The organism is Paenibacillus sp. FSL W8-1187, assembly GCF_037965485.1.
Taxonomy (GTDB): domain Bacteria; phylum Bacillota; class Bacilli; order Paenibacillales; family Paenibacillaceae; genus Paenibacillus_O; species Paenibacillus_O pasadenensis.
In genome coordinates this window covers 4,879,826-4,894,814 of sequence record NZ_CP150181.1, presented here as the reverse complement: position 1 = coordinate 4,894,814, position 14,989 = coordinate 4,879,826, and the positions used below count along the sequence as shown (strand labels likewise).

12 protein-coding genes and 1 CRISPR repeat array are annotated in these 14,989 nt (G+C 55.8%); all 12 genes read left to right on the top strand.

Annotated elements, in window-relative coordinates; genetic code table 11:
• Nucleotides 1-231: 231 nt before the first annotated feature.
• The 12 genes from NYE40_RS21165 to NYE40_RS21110 all read left to right on the top strand — a co-directional run bounded on the left by NYE40_RS21165 (nucleotide 232) and on the right by NYE40_RS21110 (nucleotide 14,921).
• Complete coding sequence (locus NYE40_RS21165; protein WP_028598638.1) at nucleotides 232-2,763, top strand: CRISPR-associated helicase/endonuclease Cas3; 2,532 nt, start codon at nucleotides 232-234, stop codon at nucleotides 2,761-2,763.
• 334 nt (nucleotides 2,764-3,097) lie between these two features.
• On the top strand, nucleotides 3,098-3,817 hold the full coding sequence (cas5c, locus tag NYE40_RS21160; protein ID WP_028598639.1) for a type I-C CRISPR-associated protein Cas5c: 720 nt from the start codon (nucleotides 3,098-3,100) through the stop codon (nucleotides 3,815-3,817).
• A 3-nt stretch (nucleotides 3,818-3,820) separates the two neighbouring features.
• Complete coding sequence (cas8c, locus tag NYE40_RS21155) at nucleotides 3,821-5,755, top strand: type I-C CRISPR-associated protein Cas8c/Csd1 (RefSeq protein ID WP_028598640.1); 1,935 nt, start codon at nucleotides 3,821-3,823, stop codon at nucleotides 5,753-5,755.
• A gap of 65 nt (nucleotides 5,756-5,820) precedes the next feature.
• Complete coding sequence (cas7c, locus tag NYE40_RS21150) at nucleotides 5,821-6,693, top strand: type I-C CRISPR-associated protein Cas7/Csd2 (RefSeq protein ID WP_028598641.1); 873 nt, start codon at nucleotides 5,821-5,823, stop codon at nucleotides 6,691-6,693.
• On the top strand, nucleotides 6,680-7,357 hold the full coding sequence (gene cas4 / locus NYE40_RS21145) for a CRISPR-associated protein Cas4 (protein ID WP_028598642.1): 678 nt from the start codon (nucleotides 6,680-6,682) through the stop codon (nucleotides 7,355-7,357). The genes cas7c and cas4 overlap by 14 nt, the downstream gene beginning before the upstream one ends.
• The gene (cas1c, locus tag NYE40_RS21140) at nucleotides 7,354-8,385 is read left to right on the top strand and encodes a type I-C CRISPR-associated endonuclease Cas1c (RefSeq protein ID WP_028598643.1); all 1,032 of its coding nucleotides are present in this window, start codon (nucleotides 7,354-7,356) and stop codon (nucleotides 8,383-8,385) included. The genes cas4 and cas1c overlap by 4 nt, the downstream gene beginning before the upstream one ends.
• An 18-nt stretch (nucleotides 8,386-8,403) precedes the next feature.
• Complete coding sequence (cas2, locus tag NYE40_RS21135; protein ID WP_028598644.1) at nucleotides 8,404-8,694, top strand: CRISPR-associated endonuclease Cas2; 291 nt, start codon at nucleotides 8,404-8,406, stop codon at nucleotides 8,692-8,694.
• Nucleotides 8,695-8,759: 65 nt separating this feature from the next.
• Nucleotides 8,760-9,262: a CRISPR direct-repeat array (repeat unit 32 nt; unit sequence GTCGCTCCCCACTGGGGAGCGTGGATTGAAAC).
• A 160-nt stretch (nucleotides 9,263-9,422) separates the two neighbouring features.
• Nucleotides 9,423-9,935: a VOC family protein gene (locus tag NYE40_RS21130; protein ID WP_339278904.1), complete on the top strand. Its 513-nt coding sequence runs from the start codon at nucleotides 9,423-9,425 to the stop codon at nucleotides 9,933-9,935.
• A gap of 179 nt (nucleotides 9,936-10,114) precedes the next feature.
• Nucleotides 10,115-10,738, top strand: coding sequence for a uridine kinase (gene udk / locus NYE40_RS21125; protein ID WP_153784361.1), 624 nt, complete (start codon nucleotides 10,115-10,117; stop codon nucleotides 10,736-10,738).
• Nucleotides 10,739-11,274: 536 nt separating this feature from the next.
• Nucleotides 11,275-12,243: an ABC transporter permease subunit gene (locus tag NYE40_RS21120; protein WP_339278903.1), complete on the top strand. Its 969-nt coding sequence runs from the start codon at nucleotides 11,275-11,277 to the stop codon at nucleotides 12,241-12,243.
• 18 nt (nucleotides 12,244-12,261) lie between these two features.
• Complete coding sequence (locus tag NYE40_RS21115) at nucleotides 12,262-13,149, top strand: carbohydrate ABC transporter permease (protein WP_153784360.1); 888 nt, start codon at nucleotides 12,262-12,264, stop codon at nucleotides 13,147-13,149.
• Nucleotides 13,150-13,241: 92 nt separating this feature from the next.
• A complete protein-coding gene (locus tag NYE40_RS21110; RefSeq protein ID WP_028598649.1) occupies nucleotides 13,242-14,921 on the top strand; it encodes an extracellular solute-binding protein in 1,680 nt (559 codons plus the stop codon).
• Nucleotides 14,922-14,989 lie beyond the last annotated feature (68 nt).

Sequence of the window (14,989 nt, the reverse complement as noted above, 5' to 3'; positions counted from 1 at the left end):
CATGGGAGCTTGGCATTCGCACTCCCGCTCTTGTCCTCATCATAAGCAATGATTCCGATCGAGCCAAGCTTTTTCTGCAAGATCATATTTCAATAAATGCCCTATAGGGGAGGGATAAAGAAAAATTGGGAAAATAAAAGATAAAAGGAGGATTGTGTGTGATTATGTTGAAGTATACGACTAGAATAGGTTATTAGTATTGGGTCTAAAGTCCTTTAAGGAGGTGCGGTAATGAGAGATCAAGAAAATAGTCCTATTCCCGAGTACATCGCCCATATTCGGAAGTCGGACGGCCGCCGCGAGAGCGTGCACGACCATCTCATGGCCGTCAGGCTTTACGCCGAAAAGCTAGGCGAAAAAATTGGAATGAAGCATCTCGCCGGTTTATCAGGACTGCTGCATGACATGGGGAAATACACGACCGAATTCAGAACCTATCTGGAAGAGGCAGTGGCAAATCCTGATTCGCCGCCTCGAAGGGGCTCGGTCGTCCATTCGACAGCAGGCGGGAAGTGGCTTTACGAGCAATTCCACCGTGAATCTTCTGAACCATTGGATCAGTTTGTCGCGGAATGGATCGCCAATTGCATCGTATCTCACCATGGCGGGTTGAAGGATTACTTGAGTCCCGATGGAAAATCTCCTTTTCTGGAGCGGATGTCGACTCCGCTAGAGAAATTACCGGAGTATGAACGAACCGTCGAGGAATTTTTAGCTCATACGATAAGCGAGCAGGAACTCCATTCCTATTTCGCTAAGGCGAGAGAAGAATTGAATGATCTTATGCTGCGATTAAGCAAGCTCAAGCTCAAGTCCAGTGAAAAGCGCGTGACTCATTCCCTCGCGATAAAATATTTGTTCAGTTGCCTGATTGACGCCGATCGGACCAAAACCCGTCAATTCGACGAGAACGAGTCGGAAAGAGAGCCTTTTGATCATCAGGCTTTTTTCCGTGAAACCTATGAGAAGCTGTCGGCCAAGCTCAATGAGCTGGGCAAATCGGAACAATCGCAATCGCCATTGAATCGGTTGCGACGAGAAATGTCGAACCAATGCGACGCTTTTGCGGTCGAGCGGCCATCCGGAGTCTATACGCTGTCTATCCCGACAGGCGGCGGCAAGACGCTGGCAAGCTTTCGTTACGCGCTCCGTCATGCTCTCGAGACCGGAAAAGAACGCATCATTTATATCGTGCCTTTCACAACGATCATTGAACAAAACGTGAAGGTCGTGCGCGAGCTTGTGTCTGATCCTGATCTTGTTCTGGAGCATCATTCCAACGTCGCGGATGATCGGGATTTGAAAAAGGCTTTGCGGTCTTTACAATCCGATAAAATCGATGACAAGGAATGCGACGAAAGCTTTGTCCTGCAGAAGGAAAAGCTTAGCCTCGCTCAAGACACCTGGGATCGCCCTGTCATCTTTACCACGATGGTGCAATTCCTCAATACCTTCTACGCCAAGGGCTCCCGCCATGTAAGGCGGCTGCATCAGCTCGCCAACTCGGTCGTTATTTTTGACGAAGTCCAAGCCGTTCCTTCCCGCTGCATCTCCTTGTTCAATGCTTCCGTTAATTTTTTGCACGAAATCTGCGGGTCGACGCTGGTCCTCTGTACGGCAACGCAGCCGGCACTGCAGTATGTGAAGCGGAATATCCACCTGTCTCTCGATCCGGAGATGATTCGGGATCTTCCGGATGTCATGACCGCTTTCAAGCGTGTCGAGCTAAGAGACGAAACGGGCAGAGGGGCTTTGAATACGGAGCAGCTGGCTGATTTTGTCCAGGGCCGGATGAAGGAGATCAATCAGTTGCTCGTCGTCCTGAACACGAAGGCTGCGGTACGCAAGCTTTTTCAGCAATTGAAAAATGAGTCGTGGACGCAATTGGAGGGAGTTCGACTCTACCATCTCAGTACGATTATGTGCCCCGAGCATCGCAAAGCGAAGCTGGAGGAAATCAAGGAGCAGTTGGAGAACCCGGCCAATCGCGTCATTTGCATCAGCACCCAGCTTATCGAGGCAGGGGTGGACATCAGCTTCCAGGGCGTCATTCGGTCGCTGGCCGGCTTGGATTCCATTGCTCAGGCGGCGGGACGATGCAATCGGCACGGAGAGGACGAGGTAAGATATGTCGATATTATTCGTGCGGCAGATGAGCATTTAAGCAACCTGCCGGAAATTAAGATGGCAGCAGAACAGACGGAGCGATTGCTGAGCGAATTCAAAAAGGATCCACAGCGCTTCGAGAACGACCGTCTATCCCTCCCCGCGATACAGATGTATTTCCACTATTACTATAAGCGAATCGAAAGCATTCAGGGACAAATGGATTACCGAGTGGGTCAGGAAATCAGCTTGTTTGAATTGTTGAATAAGAACCAAGTCGCCATCAAGCAGTTTGAGATTAAAAACCAGATCGGCCCTCCCTTGCGCACTCGGAATGCCATTGCCTCGGTAGAGCATTATTTCGAGGTCATCTCCAACGCAGGCAAGTCGGTCATCGTGCCTTACGACAGCGAGGCCGTTAATATCATTCTTGATTTGAATGGCTCCTTGCAGCCAAGTGAAATCGGAGATCTGCTGCGCAGAGCCCAGAAGTATACGGTCACGTTATATGACCAGGAGCTTAGGCAGCTCGACCGGGGAAGCCATCTGGAGTTCTTGCAGCAGGGCAGGGTGCTGGCGCTTAGCCCGACGGCTTTTTCCGAGGAGTACGGCATTGATCCGGAAGGGAATGGGCTGTGGGATGCTTTAATATCATGATTGCCTAGAAAAAAGAATAGCCCGCTCGTTTAGGAGCGGGTTTCTTCTTCTGATCATGCTCTTATGGTTTCAATCCGCGCCTCCAAGGGAAGGCGACGACACAATCTTAACACATCGTTAGATGGAGTCCAAAAGGGGACATCCATATGTTGACAAAAATTGAACTAGGTCTTATGATGATGCTATCATTAAGAGAATCTTCCATAATATAATTATTAGAAGATAATACAAGGGGTTGGTTAAGGAAGCGACTCATTATGAGTCTGATTGGTTCAACCTGAGATTTCATGCATGTTCCTTTGGGAGATTCATTATAAGAAAGGAGGCCCTCCTTTTGCGGAATCAAATTGAATATGAAGTAACGGGCGCGTATGCCTTATTTACCGATCCCTTGACCAAAATCGGCGGAGAGAAGTTCAGCTATCAAATTCCGACCTATCAGGCTTTGAAGGGGATTACCGAATCGATCTACTGGAAGCCCACCCTCATTTGGTACATCGACGAAGTGCGGGTCATGAATCCGATCCAGACCGAATCTAAAGGCATCAAGCCGATCGAGTACAGCGGCGGCAATACCTTGGCCTACTACACCTATCTGCGCAACGTGCGCTATCAGGTGAGAGCTCATTTCGAGTTCAACCCTCATCGCTCCGATCTGGAGCAGGACCGCAATGAGCATAAGCATCACAACATCGCCAAACGAGCTGTTGCAGCAGGCGGCAGGCGAGACATCTTCCTCGGAACGAGGGAATGCCAAGGCTATGTCGAGGCATGCGAGTTCGGCTCGGGGGAAGGGCATTACGATCAGGTCGCCGAGCTCGCCTTCGGCACGATGGTTCATGGCATCAGCTATCCGGACGAGACCGGCAGCTCCGACATGCTGACCCGCTTATGGCGGGCCAAGATGGAATACGGGGTCATCAAATTTGATCGTCCGGAGGACTGCACGATGGTGCGCAAAACGGGAAGCGGCAGCATCAAGCGGTTTGAACCGGGGAACATGGAGTCGGCCGACGATCTCTACGCGGAATTATTCGGAGAGGAAGGAGGCTGACCAATGACCTGGCTGACGAAACTGAGCGAAACGTATGACAATCATTCAAAATCGGTCGGAATATTTGAAAAAAATCATTTTGATCGGGAATATACGCTGCTGCCTGTCTCGCATACGACCCAAACCGCGCATATTGAGATCTATCTAAACCTGGATGGATCCTTTAGTCGAGCAAGACCACTTGAAAAGGGAGAGGGCAGCACGATTATCCCATGCACCGAAGCCTCTGCAAGTCGGACGAGCGCCCCGGTTCCCTACCCGCTGCATGACAAACTGATGTATGTGGCAGGAGATTACGGGCAGTTTTGTCCCCCGACCAATGAAAAGTTCACTCCATATGAGGATTACTTGAAGCATCTGCAGGAATGGTGCTCGTCTCCTTTTGCGGTACCGGTCATTCAAAGTGTCTACAACTATGTCCGGCAAGGAACGATGATTGCGGACCTGGTGCGAGAGAAGGTGCTCTGGCTGGATGCAGAGGGGCAGCTGGCGGAAAAGTGGACGCCTGAATTGGCCGAGCTTCACGGAGTCGACAGGCCGGACATTTTCAAGGCGCTCGCTTCCGGCCAGAATGCCGCATTTGTGCGGTTCGCGGTGGAAGTGCCTGGAGTGGCAGAGCAGCGGCTGTGGCGGATGCCGGAAGTCCAGCAATCGTTCATCCGGTTTTATGACACCAAGCTGCAGGATACAGAGCTTTGTTATGTAACAGGGAAACTTCTGCCCTATGCGGACAAGCATGCTTCCCGCATCCGGAATTCGGGGGACAAAACCAAGCTGATCTCGGCCAATGACAGCTCCGGATTCACCTATCGGGGGCGCTTCCTCAGCAGCCGGGATGCGGCCGCGGTCAGTTATGAGGTGTCTCAAAAAGCCCATAACGCCTTGAAATGGCTGATCGACCGCCAAGCCTTTGCCATTGACGGCAAAACGTTTGTCGTCTGGGGGACAAAAAGCTTGGATGTGCCGGACCCGTATGCGGACTCATCGGACTTTTACGATGACGATGACGATGAAGAGGAAGACGAGCCAGAGCTTGCCTACACCCATGCTGCATTCGCCGAGCGGGTGCGCCTCGGTCTCAGCGGTTACCGGCATGACACAGATGCCGATCATTCCGATGTCGTCATCATGGTGCTGGATGCCGCGACACCGGGAAGGATGTCCATCAACTACTATCGGGATATGGAGAAGGAGCATTTTCTGCAACGGATTGAAGCCTGGCACCTATCCTGCTGCTGGCTGCAGTATTACCGCAAAGACGGAAAGACGGCAGTCTTCATGAGCGCGCCGGCAACTCGCGATATTGCCTTCGCGGCGTACGGTCCGCGAGCCAGTGAGAAAGTGGTGAAAGGCTTGATCGAGCGGATGCTGCCCTGCATCTTGGACGGAGCCCGAATTCCGAGCGATATCGTGAGGAGCCTCATTGCCCGAGCCTCCAATCCGGTCGGCATGGAGCCGTGGGAGTGGGAGAAGACGCTCGGCATCGCATGCGCAATAGTGAACAGAAGCTATTCCAATTCCAAGGAGGGATTCGAAGTGGCCGTGAATAAGGATTTGAAGGACCGCAGTTATTTGTTCGGAAGGATGCTGGCCGTGGCGGATGTCCTGGAACGCAGAGCGCTGAGCAAGGAGGAGAGAAGAGCCACGAATGCCATCCGCTACATGAACGCATTCGCCCAAAAGCCAGGCCGGACATGGATGGTGATCCAATCCGCGCTTCAGCCTTATCAGGCCAAGCTCGGCGTGAAGGCCAGTTATCTCAATGGGCTTCTTGACGAGATCGGAGCCCAGCTTGACCCGGAAAAGGACTACTCCGATCAGTCCCTGAGCGGGCTTTATCTCCTCGGCTTTTACAGTCAGCGCCACGAGCTCTACCAGAAGCGGAAACAACTGGATGGTGAAGGGAAAGAAGAGGACGATGCGGATCTGGATGACTGATGCGTCTGGCGATCATTAATTTCGACCTTTAATCATCTTACCCCCATTAAAAGGAGACGATCTAAATGCAACCGTTGAATAAGAAAATCGACTTTGCCGTTGTCCTGTCCGTTCGCAATGCAAATCCGAACGGGGACCCGCTCAACGGAAACCGCCCTCGCCAAAACTATGAAGGCAAAGGCGAGATTTCGGATGTATGCTTGAAGCGGAAGATCCGCAACCGGCTGCAGGACATGGGAGAATCCATTCTCGTTCAATCGGATGACCGTCGGACCGATTCCTTCCGCAGCATCAAGGACCGTGTCGAGGCCAACGCCGATGCGCAGGAGTTCATGAAAGGCAAAAAGAAAAATGCGGAGCTGTTTGCCAAAGCGGCCTGCGAGTCTTGGATCGATGTGCGCAGCTTCGGCCAAGTTTTTGCTTTCCCGGGCAGCAATGATGCCGTATCCATCGGGGTTCGGGGACCGGTGTCGCTGCATACGGCCGTCAGCCTCGACCCGATCGACATTTCGAGTCTTCAAATCACAAAAAGCGTCAATCTGACGACTTCCAACGACCCGGACAAGCGCGGTTCGGACACGATGGGCATGAAGCATCGCGTGGACTTTGGCGTCTATGTGACAAAGGGAAGCATCAACGTGCAGCTGGCAGAGCGCACCGGCTTCACCTACGAGGACGCGCTGAAAATTCGGGAAGCGCTGATCTCCTTGTTCGAAAACGATACGTCTTCCGCTCGCCCGGACGGCAGCATGGAGGTGCACCGCGTCTACTGGTGGGAGCACGGCTCCAAGCTGGGACAATATTCATCGGCCAAGGTGCATCGGTCTTTGGAGATTTCGTGGAGAGAAGGTGTTGTAGCACCGAATAAGTTCGATGACTACGTTATTAAAGTTGAGCCGCTGGAAGGGCTGGACGTGCAAGAATATGCCGGACTTTAAGGAGGAGGATTTCCTCCTTCTTTCCGGTATTCAGCATTTTAATTTCTGCCGCAGGCAATGGGCATTAATTCATATCGAACAGCAGTGGGCAGACAATGTCCGGACGATCGAAGGAGAGCACGTGCATCGGGTAGCGGATCAGCCGCAGCTTCGCGAGAAGCGCGGCGAGCGTCTCGTCGTGCGGGCGATGCCGGTCCATTCCCGAGAGCTGGGACTGAGCGGCATCTGCGACGTGGTTGAGTTTGTACGCGATTCCGAAGGGATTCCGTTGGCGGGTGAGGATGGCTTGTACAAGCCATATCCAATCGAGTATAAGCGCGGCAAGCCGAAAAAGAACGATTCGGACTTTTCTCAGCTTGTCGCTCAAGTAATTTGTTTGGAGGAAATGCTCGCTTGCGAGATTTCGACAGGGTACTTTTACTACGACGAGATCAAGAGGCGGGTCGAAATTGACATAAGCGATGCGGACAGAGAAAGAGTAAAAGCCTCCATTGCCGAGATGCATCGCTACTACGAGCGGCGGCACACGCCCAAAGTGAAAACAGGCCCGCATTGTGAAAGCTGCTCGCTCAAGCAGATCTGCATGCCCGAGCTCATGACGAAACGAGCCGTATCGGATTATATAGATCGGCATCTGCTGGAGGAAGGAGCAGCGGGGCGATGAGGAAGATGCTCAACACGCTGTATGTGACGACGCCGGACACCTATCTGTCCAAGGACGGGGAGAACGTCGTCGTACGTTTGGAGGAAAAGACGCTGGCGCGTTATCCGCTGCATAATCTGGAAGGGATATGCACGTTCGGTTATGCAGGCGTCAGTCCGGCGCTCATGGGATCATGTGCCGAAAAAGGCGTTGACCTTACGTTTATGACGAAAAGCGGACGGTTTCTAGCCCGAATCGTGGGCGAGGCGAGGGGCAATGTCGTGCTCCGCAAGGAGCAATACCGCATTTCCGACGATGAGCGGCGCAGCGCCCTCATGGCTCGCAATATGATTGTCGGCAAGCTGTACAACACGAAATGGGTGCTGGAAAGGGCGATTCGAGATTATTCGCTGCGACTGGACAGTACGGCTTTGAAGCGGGTGAGCGCTTCGCTGACGGAGCTGATCGGCCTTGTGCCGCATGTCGAGGATCTCGATGTGCTGCGTGGGCTGGAGGGCTCAGGGGCTGCGCAGTATAGCGGCGTTTTTGATGAATTGATTCTCCAGCAAAAGGAAGCGTTTTTCTTCCATGGCCGCAGTAAGCGGCCTCCGCTCGATAATGTCAATGCGCTGCTTTCTTTCGCGTATTCCTTGCTTGCCAGCGAAATGAGGGCGGCGCTGGAAGCGGCAGGTCTTGACCCGTATGTCGGCTTCATGCACCGAGATCGGCCAGGGAGAGCTTCACTGGCTCTCGATCTGATGGAGGAGCTGCGATCGGTTTATGCGGATCGGTTCGTCTTGACGCTCATTAACAAAAAAATCGTCACCGCGGGCGGTTTCACCCGCAAGGAAAATGGAGCCGTCCTGATGGATGACGACACCAGACGGACCGTATTGAAGCAATGGCAGGAGCGGAAGCAAGAGAAGATCGTTCATCCTTATTTGAATGAATCCATCCCATGGGGGCTCGTGCCGCATGCTCAAGCGATGCTGCTGGCGCGGACCATTCGCGGCGATCTGGAAGAGTACCCGCCTTTTTTCTGGAAGTAGGAAGGAGAAGAGCGCTCGATGCTTGTTCTGATAACCTATGATGTGAGCACTACGACGAGCGATGGACGGAGGCGGCTGTCCAAGGTGGCGAAGACATGCCAGGATTACGGACAGCGGGTTCAGAACTCCGTATTTGAATGCGTTGTGGATGCTTCGCAATTCCGACGGCTGCGGTATGCTCTGGAGGAGCTGATTGATCCCGCTACGGACAGCTTGCGGTTTTATAACCTGGGTGATAGGTATAAGAGCAAGGTGGAGCATGTTGGAGCCAAGGCTTCCTATGACATGGATGGACCGCTGATTTTATGAGACGGAGCTGGTGCGAATGGCAAGCTCCCATGAAATCCCCGGGGGATTCGCGGAGGTTCGCCGCGGTCGCTCCCCACTGGGGAGCGTGGATTGAAACAACTGCTCTCCCTCATCAACAAGACGGCGCGAATGTCGCTCCCCACTGGGGAGCGTGGATTGAAACTGCTGCAGGGGGAGGTCGGTATCGTAAAAGTCGAGTCGCTCCCCACTGGGGAGCGTGGATTGAAACGATCCGGCGACAAACACTTACAAGGAAACGCCGCTGGTCGCTCCCCTCAGGGAAGCGTGGATTGAAACTGCAGCCGCTCGGCTCTTTTTTTCAACGTGAAGTAAGTCGCTCCCCGCAGGGGAGCGTGGATTGAAACGGATCCTGCAGCGTCATGATCTGCGGCAGCGCGCTTTGTCACTCCCCGCTGGGGAGCATGGATTGAAACAGGTGACGGTAGAAGTCAATGGCATGCGCCGCTGCCGTCGCTCCCCGCTGGGGAGCGTAGATTGAAACGGTAGCCCGATCACATTCAAATGGTAGTCCCGCGCGCGTCTCCCCCAGGGAAGCGACGATTGAAACCGCTGTCCGACCGTTGTCGCTTTTTTACAATATCCCGAACATCTCGTTCTCTATAATCGAGACTATCAGACGTCCAGCCGAGATCGCGATGGGCCGCGCGGCGGTGCCGCAACGGGGTTCCGGCCATCCGGCGTCGATCATAACGAGAGGTGGAATTAGGATGGACCATAATGTGAGCACCAGCGGCGCTACAGGCGAGCATACGACGAACGGGAGACCGCACGGCTACTCCGCCCTGACGCCGTTCATCGTCGTCAGCGATCCGGCCGAAGCCATTCGCTTCTACGAAGCTGTCTTCGGAGCCAAGACGAAAAGCGTGACGGATGTCGGCACCGACGGCAATTCGTTCATCGTGCACGCGGACATCGACTTCGGCAACGGGTATCTGCAGCTGGGAGCGGCCAATCCGGACTATCATCTCGTTCCGCCGCCCGGCGGAGGCGACGCCTGCTACTCGCTCGGCGTCTACGTCCCCGACGTCGACCGAGCTCTCGAGCTGGCTGTCCGGCACGGGGCGACCGTCCGGGAGCCGACGGCGAACTTCGTATCCGGCGACCGCTACTGCAGCATCCTCGATCCGTTCGGAATCCGATGGTCGATCATGACTCGCGTCGAGGACCTGTCCGAGGAGGAAAGCTCGCGGCGAGTGGCGGAGTGGAGCAAAAGCCTGTAGGCTGCCGCCGATTGCCGGGCTCCTGGCCGCTCCCGGCTGAGGGCAGGAACGGCAACGATTTATTAGGCTGGCGCAATTGGATCCAATCGGCGTTGGACACGGAATCGACAGATGAAAATCCCTCCCCGATATGCTACACTACGGGAATTGCAACAAATTCGGGGAGGTAGCGCAGCTACATGCTTATCATTGGTATCGCAGGCGGCACGGGGTCGGGCAAGACGACCGTGGCCCGGTCGGTCATCGAGCGGATGGGGACCGGCAACGTGACGTTCATCTCGCAAGACAATTACTATCGGGATCGGCCGGAGCTGACGTTCGCCGAGAAGGAGAAGATCAACTACGATCATCCCTTCGCGTTCGAAAACGAGCTGCTCGTCGAGCATCTTCAGCAGCTGAAGCGGGGAGTGGCGGCCGAAGCGCCGGTCTACGACTTTACGATGCACGCGCGCAAGTCGGACGAGACGGTGACGCTTCTGCCGAGCAGCATCGTCATGATCGAAGGGCTGCATGTCCTGTCGGACGAAGGGCTGCGCGGTCTGCTCGACATCAAGGTGTTCGTCGACACCGATCCGGACGTGCGCATCCTGCGCCGCGTGCTGCGCGACATCGAGGAGCGCGGCCGTTCGATCCACTCGATCCACGACCAGTACATGCAGACGGTCAAGCCGATGCATGAGGCGTTCATCGAGCCGTCCAAAAAATACGCCGACCTCATCATTCCCGAGGGCGGCCACAACGAAGTGGGCATCGGCGTCCTCGCCTCGCTCACCGAGAAATACCTGAGCAGCGGCCATTATTGAGCGCCGCTTGCACGAGCCGCCGGGCGTCCCGGCGGCTTTTTCCTGTTCGCCCGGGAGCGGCGGCTCTATGGAGGCCGAGACTCGGAAGCAGGAAGAAGCAACGAAACGGCGCGACGCTATTTGGCCCCCAAAGCTTGTTCTCAAAACTCTACCAAAACTCAGAAGCGCTATTTCTTCCGTTGAGGCGCTTGCAAGGCCAGCGCGGGGCAAATAAGACGGCTCAGTATCGTTAGCCAGAAAAACCGCCGAAAAACGGGCCGATAGCGACGCTGGGTATCGTTAGGGCTAGACGATCCCTTTGCCTGACTCCTTGCTGCGTCGACGGCTTTCGGACATGACGCTGAGGTTGTTCATGGGCCACGCTCCGCAGGCGCGGCCGCCGCGTCTTCGCCACCTGAAAAATAGTAACCCTACCTAGAATGAGGAGCCTATTTTTCGACATCTCAAGCGCTTACAATGACGATACGGAAATCAGCTTGCGGCGCTTGCGGCCGCGGCGATCATGGCAAGGCAAGGAAAGCGGAGGTGCAAGCACCATGGAACCAGGCGCACAGGCCGGCATCGAGGCGGCCAGCCCGAAGGCGGGCAGCGAACGATGGAAAAAACGGCTAAGGAGAATCTACAGTCAGCGGTATCTGCAGGTGATGGCGCTGCTCGGCGTCGCGTGGATGGTCGTGTTCAACTACATCCCGATGTACGGCATCATCATCGCCTTCAAGGAATATGACATCATCTTCCCGATGTCGATGGCCCCTTGGGTCGGCCTCGATAACTTCCGGGAGTTCCTCAGCGACGACATGCTCTTGACCGTCATCAAGAATACGCTCGGCATCAGTCTCATCAAGCTGATCATCGGCTTCCCGCTGCCGATCCTCTTCGCGCTGCTGCTGAACGAGGTCCGCTCCGTCATCTTCAAGAGATGGACGCAGACGATCACCTACCTGCCCCACTTCCTGAGCTGGGTCATCCTCGGCGGCATCCTCGCCACCTGGCTGTCGGACGTCGGCATCATCAACAAGATCCTGCTCTCCCTGAACGTGATCGACGCTCCGATCACCTACCTGGCGGAGCCGAAGTACTTCTGGTCCATCATCATCGTATCGGACATCTGGAAGGAGCTCGGCTGGTCGGCGATCATCTATCTCGCGGCCATCAGCAGCGTCTCGCCGGAGCTGTACGAGGCGGCGACGATCGACGGCGCGGGGCGACTGCAGAAAATGCGCAACATTACGCTGCCGTCCATCATGGGCACGATCACGATCCTGTTCATCCTGGCCGTCGGCAACGTCCTGAACTCCAACTTCGACCAGATCCTCGTGCTCCGCAACCAGCTCAACGCCGAGGCGAGCACCGTCATCGACTACTACGTCTACCAGACCGGCCTGATCGACAACCGCTTCTCCTACTCGACGGCCGTCAACCTGATCAAGTCCGTCATCGCGCTGTTCCTGCTGCTGATGGCGAACTACGTCACCAAGAAGCTCAACAACAACTCGCTATTCTAAAGGAGGTCCGTGACCACGATGTTTTCCTTGAAAAGGCAAACCCCCGGCGAAGCGGCCTTCGGCATCCTCAACGGGCTGCTCATGCTCATCATCTGCTTCCTGACGCTGTACCCGATCTGGTACGTGCTCGTCAACGCCTTCAACGACGGCGCCGACGCGATGCGCGGTGGCATCTACTGGATCCCTCGCGAATTCAGCCTGGAGAACTTCCGGGCCGTGTTCCGCAGCGAGGGCATCATGACCGCGATGGGAGTGACGGTCGCCAAGACGCTGGTCGGCGTGCCCGTGCACGTCCTGTTCACGGCGATGGTCGCCTACGCGGTCAGCCGCAGGGAGCTGATCGGGCGCAACCTGTACATGATCATCGGCACGATCACGATGTTCTTCGGCGGCGGCCTGATCCCGTACTACCTGCTCATCCGCGATCTCGGCCTGCTGGACAACTTCCTGGTATACATCATCCCGGCCGCGTTCAGCTTCTTCGACCTCATCATCTTCCTGAGCTTCTTCCGCGAGATTCCGGCGGGGCTGGAGGAGGCGGCGAGGATCGACGGGGCCAACGACCTGACGATCTTCACCCGCGTCATCATCCCGGTGTCGATGCCGGTCGTGGCGACGATCGCGCTGTTCCACGGCGTCTATCAATGGAACGATTATTTTACGGGCATGATCTATATCAACAACACGGACCTGCAGCCGATCCAGACGTTCCTCTACCGGGTCGTGGCCCAGTCCAGCTCGAACCAGATGCTGGGGGCGATGCCGAGCGGCGTCACCCAGACCGTGACCAGCCAGTCGCTCAAGCTGGCCACGATGGTCGTCACGACGGCGCCGATCGTATGCGTCTATCCGTTCCTGCAAAAATACTTCGTCAAGGGCTTCATGGTCGGCTCCCTCAAGGGCTGACGCCGATCCGTCTCGGTTATCCTTCCCGCAATCCGCGGGATTGATCATATAAATCGCACTTCTATCTCTTTATAGAAAAGGGGCAATTGTACATGAAAACTACGCGCAAGGTGGCGACGACGCTGTTGGCGCTCGCCATGACCTTCTCCGTCGCGGCCTGTTCGTCGAACGGCAACGGCAACTCGAACAGCGGCGGCACGGCGTCTCCCGCGCCGACCGCAGGCACGGACGCTTCGGCATCGCCGGCTCCGGCGGCCAGCGACGAGCCGGCCTGGAAGCAGGATACCTCCCCGATCACGTTCGACTGGTACTTGAACTTCAGCTGGTTCAACAAGAAGTGGGGCGGCGACGCGACGGCCGACTACATCACGAAGAAGACCGGCGTCTCGCTGAACTTCATCGTGCCGGCTGGCAACGAGAACGAGAAGCTGAACACGCTGATGGCCTCTGGCTCGCTGCCGGACTTCATCACGCTCGGCTGGTACGAGGAAGGCGTGCGCAAGATGATCGAGGGCAAGCTGGTGCTGCCGCTCAACAAGCTCGCCGAAGAGTACGATCCGTACTTCTTCAAGGTCGCCGATCCGGCCAAGCTCGGCTGGTACACGAAGGAAGACGGCAACGTCTACGGCTACCCGAACGCGTCGTCCTCCCCGGCCGACTATGAGAAATACGGTGAGAACTTCACGTCCAACCAGACGTTCGCCGTCCGCAAGGACATGTACGAGGCGCTCGGCAAGCCGGACATGAGCACGCCGGAAGGCTTCCTGAACGCGTTGAAGATGGCGAAGGAGAAGTTCCCGGACGTCAACGGACAGCCGCTCATCCCGCTCGGCCTGCATGAGTTCACGGAGACGGGCAACTACTCGCTCGAGGGCTACCTGCAGAACTTCCTGGCCATCCCGCAAGTGAAGGACGGCAAGCTGTACGACCGCCGCCAGGATCCGGAATACCTCAAGTGGCTGAAGGTGTTCCGCCAGGCGAATCAGGACGGCCTGCTCGCGAAGGACATCTTCATCGACAAGCGTCCGCAGATGGAAGAGAAGATCGCCCAAGGCCGCTACTTCGCGATGCTGTACCAGCGCTCCGACTTCGCCGCCCAGAACACGCAGCTGTACCAAAAGGATCCGAACATGGTGTACATCGCCGTCGACGGACCGAAAAACGCCGCCGGCGACCAGCCGACGCTGTCCGGACCTGGCATCTCCGGCTGGACGGTGACGCTGATCTCCAAAAACGTCAAGGACAAAAAGCGCGCGATCGCGTTCCTCAGCTACCTCATGAGCGAAGAGGGCAACAAGGATATGTTCCTTGGTGAAAAAGGCGTGACGTATGATACAATCGACGGCAAAGACCAGTTCCTGCCGGAAGTGCTCGACCTGCTCAACAAGGACCGCACGGCGTTCGACCAGAAATACGGCGCATCCTATACGTACTGGATGCTCATGGATACGAACATGAACCTGCAATGGGCGCCGCCTAGCGTCGAGCCTGCCAAGCAGATGGAAGACTGGACGAAGGGCAAGTCGATCAGCATGGCCGAGTTCGACAACCTCGATCCGGCCGCGACGAGCAAGGAAGGCGTAGCCGGCAGCAAAAACGCCCGCGCTTGGGGCAAGGCGCTGCCGAAGATGATCCTCGCCAAGTCGGATGCCGAATTCGACGAGATCTTCAACAAGTACCTGAAGGACCGCAGCGAGCAGGAAGCGATCGACGCCTACCGTCAAGCCGCGTACGAATCGAACCTGAAAAAGCTGGAATCCTTGAACAAATAAGCTTGCAGCCGGGAATTGGCCCGCGCAGCAGCCATTCAAGCCTGGCCGTCCGCTTCCCGATCGGGGCG